Annotated in this window: 14 protein-coding genes; 12 read left to right on the top strand and 2 right to left on the bottom strand. The window is 72.5% G+C overall.

The window, feature by feature from the left end; genetic code table 11:
- From ACK4UM_RS09965 to ACK4UM_RS09990, 6 genes are read left to right on the top strand one after another with little or no spacing between them, the layout of a single operon-like run.
- Entirely contained in the window at positions 1-2,046 is a 2,046-nt protein-coding gene (locus ACK4UM_RS09965; protein ID WP_409798316.1) for a molybdopterin-dependent oxidoreductase, read from the top strand.
- Complete coding sequence (locus ACK4UM_RS09970) at positions 2,043-3,077, top strand: NAD(P)/FAD-dependent oxidoreductase (RefSeq protein WP_409798318.1); 1,035 nt, start codon at positions 2,043-2,045, stop codon at positions 3,075-3,077. Before ACK4UM_RS09965 ends, ACK4UM_RS09970 begins: the two co-directional genes overlap by 4 nt.
- 23 nt (positions 3,078-3,100) lie before the next feature.
- Positions 3,101-3,838: a type 1 glutamine amidotransferase gene (locus ACK4UM_RS09975; RefSeq protein ID WP_409798320.1), complete on the top strand. Its 738-nt coding sequence runs from the start codon at positions 3,101-3,103 to the stop codon at positions 3,836-3,838.
- A 22-nt stretch (positions 3,839-3,860) separates the two neighbouring features.
- On the top strand, positions 3,861-5,246 hold the full coding sequence (locus tag ACK4UM_RS09980; protein ID WP_409798322.1) for a glutamine synthetase family protein: 1,386 nt from the start codon (positions 3,861-3,863) through the stop codon (positions 5,244-5,246).
- Positions 5,246-6,706 (top strand): amidase family protein, encoded by a 1,461-nt coding sequence (locus ACK4UM_RS09985; RefSeq protein WP_409798324.1) that lies wholly within the window; start codon positions 5,246-5,248, stop codon positions 6,704-6,706. Before ACK4UM_RS09980 ends, ACK4UM_RS09985 begins: the two co-directional genes overlap by 1 nt.
- The gene (locus ACK4UM_RS09990; RefSeq protein WP_409798326.1) at positions 6,703-7,017 is read left to right on the top strand and encodes a 2Fe-2S iron-sulfur cluster-binding protein; all 315 of its coding nucleotides are present in this window, start codon (positions 6,703-6,705) and stop codon (positions 7,015-7,017) included. The genes ACK4UM_RS09985 and ACK4UM_RS09990 overlap by 4 nt, the downstream gene beginning before the upstream one ends.
- Before the next feature lie 110 nt (positions 7,018-7,127).
- Here the strand turns inward: ACK4UM_RS09990 and ACK4UM_RS09995 are convergent, their stop codons facing one another.
- The gene (locus ACK4UM_RS09995; protein WP_409798328.1) at positions 7,128-7,700 is read right to left on the bottom strand and encodes an MAPEG family protein; all 573 of its coding nucleotides are present in this window, start codon (positions 7,698-7,700) and stop codon (positions 7,128-7,130) included.
- 295 nt (positions 7,701-7,995) lie between these two features.
- On the opposite strand from ACK4UM_RS09995, the gene ACK4UM_RS10000 reads away from it, so the two are divergent.
- Positions 7,996-9,210, top strand: a complete 1,215-nt coding sequence (locus tag ACK4UM_RS10000) for a multidrug effflux MFS transporter (protein WP_409798330.1) — start codon at positions 7,996-7,998, stop codon at positions 9,208-9,210.
- On the opposite strand, the gene ACK4UM_RS10005 is transcribed toward ACK4UM_RS10000, so the two are convergent.
- On the bottom strand, positions 9,207-10,184 hold the full coding sequence (locus tag ACK4UM_RS10005; RefSeq protein WP_409798332.1) for a LacI family DNA-binding transcriptional regulator: 978 nt from the start codon (positions 10,182-10,184) through the stop codon (positions 9,207-9,209). The two genes, ACK4UM_RS10000 and ACK4UM_RS10005, sit on opposite strands and share 4 nt — an antisense overlap.
- A 143-nt stretch (positions 10,185-10,327) precedes the next feature.
- On the opposite strand from ACK4UM_RS10005, the gene ACK4UM_RS10010 reads away from it, so the two are divergent.
- The 5 genes from ACK4UM_RS10010 to ACK4UM_RS10030 all read left to right on the top strand — a co-directional run bounded on the left by ACK4UM_RS10010 (position 10,328) and on the right by ACK4UM_RS10030 (position 15,307).
- A complete protein-coding gene (locus tag ACK4UM_RS10010; protein ID WP_409798334.1) occupies positions 10,328-11,395 on the top strand; it encodes an ABC transporter ATP-binding protein in 1,068 nt (355 codons plus the stop codon).
- The gene (locus tag ACK4UM_RS10015; protein ID WP_409798336.1) at positions 11,392-12,522 is read left to right on the top strand and encodes an extracellular solute-binding protein; all 1,131 of its coding nucleotides are present in this window, start codon (positions 11,392-11,394) and stop codon (positions 12,520-12,522) included. Before ACK4UM_RS10010 ends, ACK4UM_RS10015 begins: the two co-directional genes overlap by 4 nt.
- Positions 12,523-12,556: 34 nt before the next feature.
- Entirely contained in the window at positions 12,557-13,429 is an 873-nt protein-coding gene (locus ACK4UM_RS10020) for an ABC transporter permease (protein WP_409798338.1), read from the top strand.
- Positions 13,426-14,244, top strand: coding sequence for an ABC transporter permease (locus ACK4UM_RS10025; RefSeq protein WP_409798340.1), 819 nt, complete (start codon positions 13,426-13,428; stop codon positions 14,242-14,244). The genes ACK4UM_RS10020 and ACK4UM_RS10025 overlap by 4 nt, the downstream gene beginning before the upstream one ends.
- 124 nt (positions 14,245-14,368) lie before the next feature.
- On the top strand, positions 14,369-15,307 hold the full coding sequence (locus ACK4UM_RS10030) for a zinc-binding alcohol dehydrogenase family protein (RefSeq protein ID WP_409798342.1): 939 nt from the start codon (positions 14,369-14,371) through the stop codon (positions 15,305-15,307).
- Positions 15,308-15,460: the final 153 nt, after the last annotated feature.

Genomic DNA, 15,460 nt, shown 5'->3' on the forward strand with positions numbered 1-15,460 from the left:
ATGCCCACGACCGACACCACCCGCCGCCGCGTCAAGACGACTTGCCCGCGCGATTGCTACGACGCCTGCGGCATGGTCGCGGTGGTCGAGGACGGGCGCGTGCGCAAGGTGCTCGGCGATCCCGATCACGCCATCGCCCGGGGCGCGCTCTGCGGCAAATGCGCGATCGCCTATAACGGCGTCTGGCGAGACCCGTCCGCGCGGCTCACGACGCCTCTGCGCCGCATCGGTGCCAAGGGCGATGGCGCCTTCGCGCCGATCTCGTGGGAGGAGGCGCTCGCCGCGATCGCCGACCGGTTGTCGGGCATCGTCGCGAATTCGGGCCCCGCGCGCATCCTGCACGCGCATTACACCGGCACGGTCGGCCTCCTCGCCGGCTGGTTCCCGACCCGCTTCTTCGCCCATCTCGGCGCGACCGAGGTCGATCCCGACAGCGTCTGCAACAAAGCCGGCCACATGGCGCTCGACTACGTGCTCGGCACCTCGCTCGACGGCTTCGACCCGGAGAGCGCGAGCGATGCCGCGACGATCCTCGTCTGGGGCGCGAACCCGTCGCATTCGGCGCCGCACATGCACAAGCATTGGCTGCGCGAGACGCCGGCGCGGGTGATCGTGATCGATCCCGTCACGACGGGCACCGCGAGCGCCTTCGCGCAGGATCATGTCAAGCTGCGGCCGGGCACCGACGCGGCCCTCGCCTTCGGCCTCATGCACGTCGCCCGCCGCGAGAATCTCCTCGACGAGGCCTTCGTCGCCCGCTCGGTCCTCGGCTACGACGCGATCGAGGCGGCGATCGAGGCCGCGACGCCGGAGGCGATCGCGGCGCTCACGGGCGTGCCCGCGGAGACGATCGCGGACGTCGCGCGCGCCTATGCGCGCGGCCCGTCGATGATCTGGCTCGGCCAGGGCATGCAGCGCACCCGCCGCGGCGGCAACGCCTTCCGCGCCATCGCCGCGCTCGCCGCGATCACCGGCCAGATCGGCAAGACCGGTGCGGGTTTGTGCTACATGAACGGGCCGGCGACGCGCGGCATCGACATGGCGCTCCTCACCGCCCCCGAGGTCGCGCGCGACCCCGGCAGCGTCAGCCACATGGATCTCGCACGGATTCTCGCCGACCCCGCCCGCGCCGAGGCCTTCTTCACCTGGAACTGCAACCCCCTCGCCTCCTCGCCGGACCAGGCGAGCTTGCGCGCGGCGATGGCGCGGGAGGACCTGTTCACGGTCGCCTGCGACGTGTTCCCGACGGACACGGTCGCCTTCGCGGACATCGTGCTCCCGGCGGCGTCCTTCCTCGAATGCGACGACATCGTCGCCCCCTATTTCCATCACACCTTGTCCGCGCAGGTGAAGGTCGAGGAGCCGCCGGGCGAGGCTCTGCCGAACGCGGAGATCTTCCGCCGCCTCGCCGCCGCCATGGGCTACGACCACCCGGCGCTCTTCGAGACCGACGAGAGCCTCCTTTCGCGCATCCTCGCGGCGACGCCCTTCGAGGGCGATTTCGCGGCGCTCGCGGCGGCGGGCACGGTGCGCCTCCACGACGCCCCGCGCATCCCCTTCGCCGACGGCATCTTCCCGACGCCGTCGGGGCGCATCGAGATCGCGAGCGCGCGGGCGCAGGCCGACGGCTTGCCCCTCGTGCCCGAGCCGCATGCCGACGGGCCGCCGACGAGCGGGCGTCTGCGCATCCTCTCCCCGGCCTGCGCCTGGCAGATGAACGCGAGCTACGCCAACGATCCCGGCATCGCGCGCCAGATCGGCCCCGCGCGGGTCCATCTCCACCCCGACGACGCGGCGGCCGCCGGGCTCGCGGACGGCGATCCGGCCACCCTCGAGAACGAGGCCGGGCGGCTCGACCTCGCGGTCCGCATCAGCGAGGCGGTGCAGCCGGGCGTCGCGCTCGTCTACAAGGGCCGGTGGCCCGGTCGCGAACCGGCGGGGGCGAACGTCAATGTGCTCCATGCCGGCGCCAAGGCCGATCTCGGCGGCTCGACGGCTGTCCATTCGCTCGAGGCGACGCTCGTCCCGGCGGGAGGCGGGTCGTGAGCCCGGATCTCGTGCGCGACGTCGCGATCGTCGGCGCCGGGCCGGTGGGGCTGTTCGCGGCCTTCGCGCTCGGCCAGATCGGCCTCTCCTGCGCGATCCTCGACGCCCTGCCCGATCCCGGCGGGCAGCTTGCGGCGCTCTATCCCGAGAAGCCGATCTACGACATTCCCGGGCGCCCCGAGATCCGCGCCGACGCCCTCGTCGCCGACCTCCTCGCCCAGGCGGCGCCCTACGCGCCCGCGCTCCTCACCGGCGAGAGCGCGGAGGCGCTCGCGGGCAGCGTCGAGACGGGCTTCACCCTGGTGACGGGGCGCGGCCGCACGATCGGGGTGCGGGCGGTGATCGTCGCGGCGGGCGCGGGCGCCTTCGGACCCAACCGCCCGCCGATCGCCGGGATCGAGGCCTACGAGGGCCGATCCGTCTTCTACCACGTCGCCTCGCGCGAGCGCTTCCGCGGCGCGCGCGTCGTGATCGCGGGGGGCGGCGACAGCGCGGTCGACTGGGCGCTCTCGCTCGCGCAGGTCGCGGCCGGCGTGACGGTCGTCCATCGCCGCGACGCGTTTCGCGCGCACGAGGCCTCCGTCGCGGCAATGCGCGCCGATCCGCGCATCGCGCTCGCGATTCCCTACCAGCTCGCGGGGCTCGAAGGCGCGGACGGCGCCCTCGAAGCGGTGCGCATCGCCCGCATCGGCGGCGGCGAGGAGCGGCTGCCGGCGGACGCCCTCGTCGCCCTGTTCGGCCTGTCGACCGATCTCGGGCCCCTCGCCTCCTGGGGCATCGGCGCGGACGCCAAGGCGATCCCCGTCGATCCGGCGACCTGCGAGACGGCGCGGCCGGGGGTGTTCGCGATCGGCGACGTCGCCGCCTATCGGGGCAAGCTCAAGCTCATCCTCACCGGCTTCGCCGAGGCGGCGGCGGCGGCGCACGGGGTGCGCGCGCGGCTCTACCCCGACAGGGCCTTCGCCTTCGAGCATTCGACCACGCGCGGCGCGCCGACGCCCGCTCCCCCGGTCGCCGTCCGATCGGCCTGACCAGAGAGCCCGAAAGAGAGACCATGCGCATCCTCGTCTTCCAACACCTCTGCGTCGAGCATCCCGGGCGCCTGCGCGATCTGTGGCGGGCGCGGGGGCTCTCGTGGGACACGGTCGCGCTCGACGAGGGCGAGCCGATCCCCGATCTCGCGACTTACGATCTCCTCGTCGCCATGGGCGGGCCGATGGACGTGTGGGAGGAGCACGCCCATCCCTGGCTCGCGCCGGAGAAGGCGGCGATCCGGCGCTTCGTCGTCGATCTCGGCCGACCCTTCCTCGGCATCTGCCTCGGCCATCAATTGCTGGCGGAAGCGCTCGGCGGCGCGGTCTCCCCGGCGCGGCGGCCGGAGGTCGGGCTCGTGCCCGTCGATCTCTCTCCCGCCGGCCGCGCCGACCCGCTCCTGCGCGGTCTCGACACGCCGCTCGAGACCTTCCAATGGCATTCCTCGGAGGTCTCGCGGCTGCCGGAGGGCGCGGTCGTGCTCGCCGGCAACGAGGCCTGCGCGGTCCAGGCGATGCGCTGGGGCCGCCATGCCTGGGGCCTGCAATTCCACGTCGAGATCACCGCCGACACCGTGCCCGAATGGCGCGACATTCCCGCTTATGCCGCGGCGCTCGACACGGCGCTCGGCCGCGACGCCGCCGCGCGGCTCGAGACCGATGCGCGGGACCGCCTCCCCGCCTTCGCGGCGACCGCCCGCCGCCTCGAAGCCAATCTCCACGCCATCGTCGACCGCGCCCGGCTCGCCGAGATCCCGTGACCCTCGAAGAAGGACGACAAAGATGCTCGAAGATCTCCAACTCGGCCAGGCGCGCGACATCGTGCCGGCCCTCTCGCTGCCCACCAAGGCCGAAGCGCTCGCCTTCGTCGAGAAGGCCCGCGCGCAGGGCTTCGACTACATCCGCTTCGAGATGGCCGACATGGCCGGCCTCTCGCGCGGCAAGACGATCCCGCTCGCGCACGTCGCCTCCTACATGACCGGCGGGCTCAACCTCTATGGCGGCACCGTCGCGCTCGACAGCTATTCGATCCCGGTGCGCGGCTCGGGCTACAACGAGGAAATGAACTACACGGATTGCGTGATGGTCGTCGACCAGAACACGCTCACCCCCGTGCCCTGGCTCGAGCGCACCGGACGCGTGATCTGCGACACGATGTGGTACGACGGGCGCCCGCAGATGGCTGCCCCCCGCCTCCTCCTCAAGCGCATCCTCGGCGTCGCCGCCTCGATGGGCTACGCGGTGATGATGGGCCACGAATACGAGTTCTACGCGGTCGACGCGAAGACCCGCGCGCCCCTCTTCGGGGGCCAGCCGATCTTCGTGACCGCGCGCACCCACGAGCATCCGGCGATCGACGCGCTGATCCGCACCTGCCAGGCGCAGGGCATCGACATCATCACCTACAATGTCGAGCACGGGCCGGGGCAGATCGAGATCAATTACGGAGCGGAAGTCGGCATCGCGGCTGCCGACACCGCCTTCGTCTTCAAGAACACCGTGAAGGAATATCTCGCGCGCCACGGCGTGCTCGCGACCTTCATGACGAAGCCCTACAAGGGCCTCTCGGGCTCCTGCTCGCATTTCCACGTCTCGCTCCTCGATGCCGCGACCGGCCGGAACGCCTTCCTCGACGCGAGCGCGGAGCACGGCATGTCGTCGGCGATGCGCAGCTTCGTGCAGGGCATCCTCGATCATGCCCGCGGCGCGCAGGCGATCTGGAACCCGACGCCGAACTGCTATCGCCGCATCCGCCCGCGCACCTACGCGCCCTCCAACATCTCCTGGGGCGTGCAGGACCGCTCGGCGAGCGTTCGCGTGAAGGCGAGCCTCGACGAGAGCGAGCACCTCGAGGTGCGCGTGCCGTCCGCGATCTCGAACCCCTATCTCGTCGCCGCCTCCGTGATCGCCTCGGGGCTCCTCGGCATCCTGCAGAGCCGCGAGCTCGCCCCCTCCGCGAGCGGGCCGAAGGAGGACGATTCGCGCTACGAGAAGCTCTCGACCTCGATGGAGGACGCGCTCGAGGCCTTCGAGGCGGACGGCGCCCTGCGCGAGCTCCTCGGCGAGGAATTCGCGCGCGTCTTCCTCGCCATGAAGTGGCAGGAGACGAGCCGCCTGCGCGACGAGATCCCGCCGGCCGAGACGGCCGAATATTTCGAGCTCTATTGATGGGCGCCCCGCTCGCCCCGCCCGTCGCGTCGGCGCTCGACGAGAGCCCCGCCGATCTCGACGCCCGCGCCCTCGCCGACGCCTACCGGACGGGACGCCTCTCCCCCGTCGCGGCGGCCGAGGCGGCGCTCGCGCGCATCGCCCGGCTCGATGCGCTGATCGGCGCCTTCGTCCATGTCGACCCGCCGACGACGCTCGCGATGGCGCGGGCGTCGGAGGCGCGATGGCGGGCGGGCGCGCCCTTGTCCCCCATCGACGGCGTGCCGACCTCGGTGAAGGACCTCCTCGCGGTCGCCGGCTGGCCGCTTCGTCGCGGCTCGCTCGCGCACGAGGCGCACCCGCCCTCCGCCGAGGATTCGGCGCCCGTCGCGCGGCTGCGCGAGGCGGGGGCGGTCTTCGTGGGCAAGACGGCGACGCCGGAATCCGGCTACCGGATCGTCACGAGGAGCCGCGTCCACGGCGTCACCCGCAACCCCTACGCCCTCGACCGCACCCCCGGCGGATCGAGCGGCGGGGCGGCCGCCGCGCTCGCGCTCGGCATGGGCGCGCTCGCGGTCGGAACGGACGGGGCGGGCTCGATCCGCATCCCGGCCGCCTTCTGCAACGTCGCGGGCCTCAAGCCCGGCTTCGGCCGCGTGCCGGCCGTGCCGCCCTCGCTCTTCATGCCCCACGCCGTCACCGGGCCGATGGCGCGCACGATCGCCGACGTCGCGGCGATGGCGGCCGTGATGGCGCGACCCGATCCGCGCGACCCCTATGCCTGGCCCGTCCCCTTCGACGAAGCGGCGGCGGCGGGCCCCGTCGCGGGCGTGCGGATCGCGCTCTCGCCGACGCTCGGCACGCCCGGGCAGGCCGATGCCGCGACGCGCGCCGCCCTCGCCCGCGCCGCCGATGCGCTCGAGGCGGCGGGCGCGATCGTGGAGGAGGCCGATCCGGTCTGGCCGGTCGATCCCCACGAGCCGTTCATGGTGTTCTGGGAGGCGACCTATGCCGGCTTCCTCGACACCTATCCGCCCGAGCGGCAGGCGCTGATGGAGCCCGCTCTGCAGGCGATCGCGGCGCGCGGGCGGGCGATCGACGGCCTCGCCTATCATCGCGCGATGGGGCAGCGCCTCGCGATCGCCTCGGCCGCGCGCGCCTTCCTGAACCGCTACGACGCGGTGCTCGCCCCGGTGATGCCGAGCGCGGCCTTCGATCTCGAAGCGGAGGCCCCGCCCGGCGAGCGCCCGGACGATTGGCGCTGGTGCCCCTACACCTACCTCTTCAACATGACGGGCCTGCCCGCGCTCGCGGTGCCGGCGGGCTTCACCGACGACGGCCGACCGGTCGGCGTGCAGATCGCGGGCGCGGCGGGGACCGAGGAGCGGCTCCTGCGTCTCGGCGCGGCGATCGAGGCGGCGATCCCCGCATGCCGGCGACGCCCTGCACTCGTCGCCGCCGACGCGGAGGCCGTCCGATGAACGTGACCGTCACCCTGATCCTCGCGGACGCGACGGAGCGCCGAGTCGCGGCGCCGGAGGGCTTGTCGCTGATGGAGGCGCTGCGGCGGGAGGGCCTGATCGAGGGCGAGTGCAACGGCTCGCTCGCCTGCGCGACCTGCCACGTCTGGGTCGACGAGGCCTTCGCCGCGCGTCTGCCGCCGCCGAGCGCGGGCGAGGAGGACATGCTCGATTGCGCCTTCCAGCTCGCCCCGACCTCGCGCCTCTCCTGCCAGATCGTTCTCGAGCGGGCGCTCGACGGCCTGCGGATCGGCATGCCGCGCGCACGCTGAGAGGGGAGGGCGAATCCGGGTCGCGTCGGCCGCGTCGTCAGGTCTCCACCAGGCGACCGGCCTCGGCGCCGCAATCGTGATTGCCGGGGATCTGGCAAGTCGATCGGCCTTCATCGGCCGCCGAAGACGGCGAGCGCGCCGACGAGGAGAAAGCCCACCACGCACGGCGTCATGGTGAGCGCCATGCCGAGCGAGCGGCCCTTCGCCCCGCGCCGATAGCCGCGATAGAACAGAACGCGGCCGCCGACGAAGAGGGCCGCCGTCGCCGGCAGAAGCGCGAGCCATGGGCCGCCGGCGACGGCCGCGAGCGCGAAATAGAAACCGCCGCTGAGCACGGTCTGCTCGAGCGTGTTCTGGAGGAAGGCGGCCTTCACCGCCAAGCGCTCGCTCGGAGGGCCGGCCGCTTGCCCGCCGATGTCCTCCGGCGAGAAGCGGCGCGCGGTCGACACCATCAGGATGGCGACGAGGAGCACGAGACAGGGCACGGACCATGTCAGCGCGGCGAAGGCGAGCCGCTCCGCAGGCGCGGTCGGGAGGTCGACGAGCCGCGGCGCGACAAGGTATGCGCCCGCGAAGATCGCGAGGGTCGCGACGAAGGAGAGGCTCGTGTCCCGGCGGATGGCGCGCTCCTCGGCGGCCATGTCGACCCGGTTCGGCGGGAGGCGGTAATCGTCGCTGGTCATGACGCGTTCCATCGGTCACGGGGGGCGCCCGCTGCCGTCGCTCGGGCGGCGTCGGAGCCTCCTCGACAGGCGCAACGTCCGCACGCGAGCATGCGTTCGAGTGGTGCGGCGGATGCCGGGCGACGACGCGCCCGTCGCCACGTCTTCCGGCGTGAAATCTGCTATCGCCTCGGCGGCACGTCGCAGACGGTCGTCGCCGGTCGGGAGCGGCGCGCGTCGCGCGTCCTCGTGCGTCATCCCCCCGATCCGAAGGCGCCGCGCCGACGGGTCGCCTCACCCTCTCGAAGGTCTACCAATGTCCCCCGGTCGGAAAACCATCTCCACGGCGCGCCTCGCCGCCGTGCTCGGCCTTCTCGCATGCGTCGGCCCCTTCGCCATCGACATGTACCTGCCGGCCTTGCCGACGGTCGCGACCGAGCTGAACGCGCCGATCTCGGCGGTGCAGGGCACGCTCATCGCCTATTTCGTCGCGTTCGGCCTGGCACAGCTCGTCTGGGGACCGGTCTCGGATCGGATCGGCCGGAAGACGCCGCTGATCGTCGGCCTGCTCATCTTCATCGTCGGCACGGCGGCGTGCGCGATGGCGCCGTCGGTCGGCTGGCTGATCGCCGCGCGCTTCGTGCAGGGCATCGGGGGCGCCGTCCTGATGGTGGTCCCCCGCGCGGTGATCCGCGACACGGCGACGGGCAGCGACGCGGCGCGGATCATGGCGCTCGTCATGCTGGTGATCAGCGTCTCGCCGATGCTCGCTCCGCTCGCCGGGAGCGGCGTCATCGCCCTGGGCGGCTGGCGCCTCGTCTTCGTCGTCCTCCTCGCCGCGGCCTTGGCGAGCCTCCTCGTCACGCGCTTCCTGCTGCCCGAGACGCTGCCCCCCGCCGCGCGCGCCCGCGCGTCGCTCGCCGGATTGGCGCAGGGGACGAGGGTCCTTCTCGCCGATCGCTGGTTCATGGGGCTGACGCTGATCGGCGGTTTCGGCTTCGCCTCGTTCTTCGTGTTCATCGCCAGCGCTTCGTTCGTGTACACGGAGAGCTTCGGGTTGACTCCGACCGAGTTCAGCCTCGCCTTCGCGGCGAACGCGGCGGGGTTCTTCGCCGCCTCCCAGGCCGCCGCGCGGCTGGGGCAGCGCTTCGGCATGGACCGGGTGGTGCTCGCCGGGACCACGGGCTTCGCCCTGTTCTCGAGCCTGCTCTTCGCGCTCGCCTGGGTCGGCCTCGCCCCGCTCGCCGTGGTCATCGGCCTCCTGGTCGTCGCGAATGCGTGCCTCGGCGTGGTGATCCCGAGCACGATGGTCATGGCGCTCGATCCCCACGGCGAGATCGCCGGCCTCGCCTCGTCGCTGGGCGGGGCGCTGCAGATGGTGCTCGGCGGGCTCGTCGTGATCGTCTCGGGTCCGTTCTTCGATGGGACGACCCTGCCGATGGTCGCCGCCATCGCCGCATGCGGGGTCGTCGCGGCGTCGCTCGCGTGGGCCGTCCTGTTCCGCCCCGCGCGGGCGGGCGCCTTGCCCTAGGCGCTCGCCCGGCGCACGAGGCGCGGCGCGATCCGCACGATCGTCGCCGGGCCCTCGTTCCCCTCGAGACGCCGGCGCAGGAGGGCGAGCGCGTTGTCGGCGAGCGCGGCGGCGTCGACGTCGACCGTCGTCAGCGCGCAGGTGTCCCACCCGGCCGCCGCGATCCCGTCGTACCCCGTGATCGCGACGTCGCCGGGAACGTCGCGGCCGAGCCGGCGCGCGGCCGAGAGCGCGCCGATCGCCATCGCGTCGTTGCCGCACAGGATGGCGTCCGGCGCAACGGGCTCGGTGAGGAGCGCGAGCGCCTGGGCGAGCCCGCTCTCGACGGAATAGTCCCCCCGCCGCTCGGCATGGGCCGCAAGACCCGCGGCGGCGAGCGCCTCGCGGAAGGCGCGCGAGCGCTCGACCTCGGAGAAGGTGTCGGCGGTGCCCCCGATCCAGGCGAGGCGGCGGCGCCCGGCCGCGCGATGGAGCGCCACGAGCTCGGCGATGCCGGCCGCGTTGTCGACGAGAACGGCGTCGACGTTCGCGGGCGCGCGGTTGATCATCACGAGCGGCACGCGCGCCTGCGCGCACAGCTCGGCCGCCTGCGGGCCCAGCGAGCCCGCCGCCGCGATGGCGCCGTCCACGCGATAGGTGAGCATGTCGGACAAGGCGGCGTCGACCGCCGCGCTGCCGGGCACCAGCGTCACCAGCGGCCGCGCGTCGAGCCCGCGCAGGCCCTCGGCGAGACGCCCCAGCAGCTCCGCCTCGAAGGGTCGGTCGAGCGTGCCGACGATGAGCGCGACGAGCCCCGTGCGGCGCCCCGAGAGCCCGCGCGCGATCGGGCTCGGTCGATAGCCGAGCCGGGCGGCCGCCTCGTGGATGCGCGCGCGGGTCTCCGGAGCGACGCTCGCGCCGTCGGTGAAGGCGCGCGAAACGGCCGAGCGCGAGACGCCCGCGAGACGCGCGACATCTTCCGACGTGACCGGCATGGCAGCTGTTCCCGATCGTTGCACTCGGTTGCAAGCTAGCCGCAATCGCGCGATCGGCCAAGCACGTATCTCCTTCGCCGACTTCGTTATCTGCCCGTCACAGATGCCCTTCATGATGCACGCGGTTGCAAGAGGAGGCTTGGATGGCGCAGGAGGCGCTCACGATGCGCGGCGTGTCGGTCCGCCTCGGCGGGGCCGCGATCCTCGATCGCGTCGACCTCGAGGCCGCGCCCGGCACCTTCCTGTGCCTCGTCGGCCCCTCCGGCTGCGGGAAGACGACGCTCCTGCGCGCGATCGCCGGCTTCGCGCCGCTCGCCTCGGGCTCGATCGCGATCGGAGGCCGCCGCCTCGACGACCTGCCGCCGGAGCGGCGCGGGACGGCGATGGTGTTCCAGTCCTACGCGCTGTGGCCGCACATGAGCGTCCACGACAACATCGCCTATCCCTTGCGCCTGCGCGGCGTTCCGCGAGCGGCCCGCGCGCGGCGCGTCGACGAGATCCTCGCGCTCCTCGATCTCCCCGGTTTCGGGGAGCGGCGCGTCGACAGCCTCTCGGGCGGGCAGCGCCAGCGCGTGGCGCTCGGGCGCGCGCTCGCCGTCGATCCGCCGGTCCTCCTCCTCGACGAGCCGCTTTCCAATCTCGACGCCGCGATCCGCCGCAGCCTGCGGGCCGAGCTGCGCCGCCTGCAGAACAGGCTCGGAATCACGACCCTCATGGTCACGCACGATCAGGAGGAGGCGCTCGCGCTCGCCGACGCGATCGCGGTGATGCGCGCCGGCCGGATCGTGCAGATCGCCGCGCCCGACGCGCTCTACCGCCGCCCCGCCGATATCGAGACGGCGCGCTTCCTCGGCATCGACAACGTCGTTGCCGCGCGCCCCGAGGACGGCGTCGCCGCCGCCCGCATCGGCTTTCGCAGCCGCGAGGCGCGCGTGACCGAGGCGGACGTGCCGGGCGCTCTGGTGCGCAGCGGCCGCGTCGCCGATTGCGCGTATGTCGGCGGCGCCTGGCACCTGGCGCTCGTCTGCGGCGACGAGACGATCGTCGCGGCGAGCGAGCGCCCCCACGAGATCGGCACGACGGCGCAGGCCGTGGTGCCGCGATCGGCCCTCGTTCCCTTCGGGCCGGACGAAAGGCTCCTCGCCTGCGCGATGCAGGCGCGGAGCGACGAGCCAATGCCGATCAGGCCACGAGAAGGATCCCTGCCATGACCCTCCCGCTCCTCCTGGCGGGCGCCGCGACGGCGCTCGCCCTCGCGCTGCCCGCCGAGGCCCAGACGCTGACGATCGCCACGGCCGGCGACGCCAACATGGTCGAGTATATCGACGAGTTCCTGGCGCCGCGCTTCGAGGCGCTCCATCCCGGCGTCACCGTGCGCGCGCTCGGGACCGGCCCCGGCGACGGCGGCAGCCAGGCGATCTGGGAGCGTCTCGTCGCGCAGGCCGGCGCCGAGCGCGTCGACGTCGACGTCGCCGTCGTCCACCAGCGCATGGCCGGCCAGATGGTCCGCGAGGAGCTGCTGACCGCCTATCGCGACGCGATCGAGACCGGCGGCCTCGTCACCCGCGACACGGCCGAGGTGGCGCTCGGCGTCGACGTCGGCGGCTACGTCATGCCGATGTTCCACAGCCAGATCGCGATCGCCTACAACCCCGATCTCGTGCCGCAGCCGCCGCAGACCTACGAGGAGCTCGCCGCCTGGGCCGAGGCCAATCCCGGCCTCTTCGGCTATAACGGCATCACCGGCGGCATGTCCGGCGTCGGCTTCGTGTTCGGCTGGCTCTACGCCTTCACGGAGGTGGCGGACGAGATCAAGAACGCGCCCCTCGGCGAGGAGGGCGTGCAGGCGATCACGCCCGCGCTGGAGAAGCTCGCCGCGTTCAACGGGCACGTGACGAAGACGCCGGGCAATGCCGGCACGCTCGACGCGCTCAACCGCGGCGAGATCGCCATGGGCCCGGTCTGGATGGACATGTTCTACACCTGGGTGGCGGACGGGCGGCTCAACCCGGATCTGCGCCTCCTGGTGCTCGGCCCCGGCATGCCCGGCCAGCCGATGTACTACGTCGTGCCGAACGGCGCGCCCAACGAGGAGCTCGCCCGCGCCTTCGTCTCCTTCGCCACGAGCCCGGAGGTTCAGGCCGAGGGCATCGTGCGCCGCTTCAACTGGTTCCCCGGCATCGACCCTCAGCACGTCCGGCCGATCCTCTCGGACGACGAGTGGCAGCGCCTCTTCGCCGACGTCTCGCCCGAGATCCTCGCCGAGCGCGGCTGGTCGATGCCGCAGGCGGACAATTTCCGCCTGATCCTCGAGACCTACGAGCGCGTCGTCCGCTGAGCGGCGCCGAGGGGCGGAGGGCGCGGCCTTGCGCATGAGCGACACCGAGGATGCGAAACGCCACGGGGCGGGCGCGGGGCAGGCCCCGCGCCTCCTCGCGCTCGCCCTCGTCGCGCCGGCGCTCGCCGCGATCCTCTTCCTCTACGCCTATCCGCTGGCACGCTCCCTCGTCGGCGCCTTCGCCGACGAGGCGGGCGGCGTCACGCTCGCCCATGTCGAGACGGCGCTCGTCCTCTACGGCCGCGACGTCGCCTTCTCGATCGGCGTCGCCGCGGCCTCGCTCGCGCTCGTCGCGATCGCCTCGATCGCGATCGCGGGCTATCTGACGCTCGGGGCGACGCCCTGGGCGGTGGCGGCTCTGCGCTTCCTCTATCGCTGGCCGCTCTTCATCCCCTTCGTCGTGGCCGGACAGACCGCGCGCTCGTTTCTCGGCCGCAACGGCCTCCTCAATTCGGGTCTCGTCGAGATCGGCCTGATCGACGCCGCGAGCGCGCAGAGCCTGCTCGATTGGCGCGGGCTCGTCCTCGCCTTCGCCTGGAAGCAGATCCCCTTCGTGGCGCTGCTGCTCGCCGGCGCGATGGCCTCGCTCGATCGCGCCCAGGTGGAGGCCGCGCGCAATTGCGGCGCCTCGCGGCTGCGCTGTCTCGTCGAGATCGTGCTGCCGCAGGTCGGGCCGACCCTCGCGGTCGGCCTGATCCTCTCGCTCGTGACGATCTTCTCGGTGCTCTCCGTGCCGATGATGCTGATCGCCGGCAATCCGACCATGATGACCGCGATGATGGCGCACCGCGTCACCTATTTCGGCGATTACGCGGTGGCGAACGCGCTCGGGCTCGTCTCCTATCTCGTCACCAGCGTCGCGGCCGTCGTCTATCTGCGCACCGTGCTCGCGGAGCGGACGCGATGAGCCGCGCCCTCTCCGCCGTCGGCCGACATCTCGTCTGCGGGATCGCGATCGGCGCCGTCGCCTTCGTGATCTTCGGGCCGCTCCTCAACCTCGTGCTCTGGGCCTTCGCCGAGCGCTGGTTCTACCCCGCGCGGCTGCCGACGGAATACGGCTTCGCCTTCTGGGAGCGCGTGTTCCGCCCGCGCGGCGGGGCCTGGACCTCGCTGTCGAATTCGCTCCTGATCGCGCTCGCGACGGTCGGCGTCTCGATGGCGCTCGCGGTGCCGGCGGGCTACGCGCTCGCGCGCCTCGCTCTGCCCGCGCGCAGCCTGATCATGCTCGCCTTCCTCCTGCCGCAGGCCTTCCCGAGCCTGCCGATCTTCATCAACATCGCGGCGATGTTCTTCGGGCTCGGGCTCAACGGGACCTTCCTCGGCGTCGTCCTCGTGCACAGCCTCACCGGCCTCGTCTACGCGGTGTGGATCGCGAGCGCCTCCTTCGCGGCGGTCGACCGCTCGCTCGAGGAGGCCGCGCGCAATTGCGGGGCGGGGCGCCTGCGGACGTTCTGCGACGTGACGCTGCCCCAGGCGGCGCCGGGTCTGATGGCGGCGGCGATCTTCGTCTTCCTCGACAGCATCGACGAGTTCACCGGCACGCTCTTCGTCGGCGCGCCGGACATCGTCACCCTGCCGCTCCTGATGTTCAACGCCTCGATCGGCGGCAATTTCCAGATCGCCGCGATCACGGCGCTCCTCCTGCTCGTGCCGTCCTTAAGCTTCATGCTCGTGATCGAGCGCTTCCTGCGCGCCGACGTGCTCGCGCGGATCGGCCGCTGAGGCCCTGCCCGGATTCCCGCGCGACGCGCGTCGATCGTCGCCGCGGCACGAGCCCGACCGAAACGGCGCTTGCCCAATTTACTTGTTTGCTGTACCAGCAAGTGAGCATGAATGGAGGTCGGACATGAAAGCGATCCTCGTGAAGGAGTTCGGGCCCCCCGACGGATTGGCTCTCGTCGATCTCCCCGCCCCCGTCGCCGGGGACGGCCAAGTGGTCGTCGCGGTCGAGGCGATCGGCGTCGGATTGGTCGACGTCCTCGCCAGACGGGGACATCTGGGAGCTGCCGCGCCGGGATTCGCTCCGGGGGTCGAGGTGGCGGGCCGCGTCGAAACGGTCGGCACGGGCGTCGATCCGGCGCTGATCGGAAAGAGGGTGTTCGCTCTCGGGCGCGGCGGCTATGCCGAGCAATTCGTCGCGGATCGCGACGGGGTGTTCCCGCTGCCCGAGACCGTATCCGCCGAAGCGGCCATGGCTCTGGGGGTGAATGCGCTCGTCGCCCGTCTCAGCATCGAACGCGCGCGGCTCGCTGCGGGAGAACGCGTCCTCGTCCGGGGGGCGAGCGGGGGCATCGGGGCCGTCGCGGCGCAGATGGCGGCTTCCTCCGGCGCGATCGTCACGGCGACGACGCGGGCCGAGGCGGCCGAACAGGTCCGTGGGATGGGCGTGCAGGAGGTGATCCGCCGAGATCTCGATCCGGAGCCCGAGGGTCCGTTCGACGTCGTCATCGATCCGGTCGCCGGAGACGGCATGCTCGCGCTGATCGGAACGCTCGCGCGCAACGGCCGCTACGTCGTCAATGGCGCCGCGGCTGGGTTTCCACCCGCGGGCATCGACCAGGCGATGCTGCAGAACTTCTCGAAATCGCTCACCTATTCGATGGTCAGCCTCGATTCGGTCGCCAAGACGGAGTTGGCGCGCGTGGCGGCGGCGGTCTTTGCCGAGGCGGCTCGCGGCGCGCTTCGGCCGATCGTCGCTGAGGTCCTGCCGCTTCGCGATGCGGCCCGCGCGCACCGGATGCTCGAGACCGGCAAGAGGTTCGGAAAGATCGTGCTCCAGCCGTAAGGCGGCCCCGTCCGGACGAGGGACGGGAGAGGCCGACGAGAGCCTGCGCCTCGGCGTCGGGCTGCTCTCGCGAGAGGACGCGCGCGGTCTCGTCTCGCCCGTCGCGGATGCCGCCATCCGCGACGGGCGAGCGAAATTTCGATTGCCACGCTC

It is taken from the genome of Salinarimonas sp. (assembly GCF_046292825.1).
Taxonomy (GTDB): Bacteria; Pseudomonadota; Alphaproteobacteria; order Rhizobiales; family Beijerinckiaceae; genus Salinarimonas.

Coding starts and splice junctions, on each gene's coding strand:
- ACK4UM_RS09975 (WP_409798320.1), top strand. CDS start 3,101: ATGCGCATCCTCGTCTTCCAACACCTCTGCGTCGAGCATCCCGGGCGC.
- ACK4UM_RS09980 (WP_409798322.1), top strand. CDS start 3,861: ATGCTCGAAGATCTCCAACTCGGCCAGGCGCGCGACATCGTGCCGGCC.
- ACK4UM_RS09995 (WP_409798328.1), bottom strand. CDS start 7,700: ATGACCAGCGACGATTACCGCCTCCCGCCGAACCGGGTCGACATGGCC.
- ACK4UM_RS10030 (WP_409798342.1), top strand. CDS start 14,369: ATGAAAGCGATCCTCGTGAAGGAGTTCGGGCCCCCCGACGGATTGGCT.
- ACK4UM_RS10020 (WP_409798338.1), top strand. CDS start 12,557: ATGAGCGACACCGAGGATGCGAAACGCCACGGGGCGGGCGCGGGGCAG.
- ACK4UM_RS09965 (WP_409798316.1), top strand. CDS start 1: ATGCCCACGACCGACACCACCCGCCGCCGCGTCAAGACGACTTGCCCG.
- ACK4UM_RS10005 (WP_409798332.1), bottom strand. CDS start 10,184: ATGCCGGTCACGTCGGAAGATGTCGCGCGTCTCGCGGGCGTCTCGCGC.
- ACK4UM_RS10000 (WP_409798330.1), top strand. CDS start 7,996: ATGTCCCCCGGTCGGAAAACCATCTCCACGGCGCGCCTCGCCGCCGTG.
- ACK4UM_RS10010 (WP_409798334.1), top strand. CDS start 10,328: ATGGCGCAGGAGGCGCTCACGATGCGCGGCGTGTCGGTCCGCCTCGGC.
- ACK4UM_RS09985 (WP_409798324.1), top strand. CDS start 5,246: ATGGGCGCCCCGCTCGCCCCGCCCGTCGCGTCGGCGCTCGACGAGAGC.
- ACK4UM_RS09990 (WP_409798326.1), top strand. CDS start 6,703: ATGAACGTGACCGTCACCCTGATCCTCGCGGACGCGACGGAGCGCCGA.
- ACK4UM_RS10025 (WP_409798340.1), top strand. CDS start 13,426: ATGAGCCGCGCCCTCTCCGCCGTCGGCCGACATCTCGTCTGCGGGATC.
- ACK4UM_RS10015 (WP_409798336.1), top strand. CDS start 11,392: ATGACCCTCCCGCTCCTCCTGGCGGGCGCCGCGACGGCGCTCGCCCTC.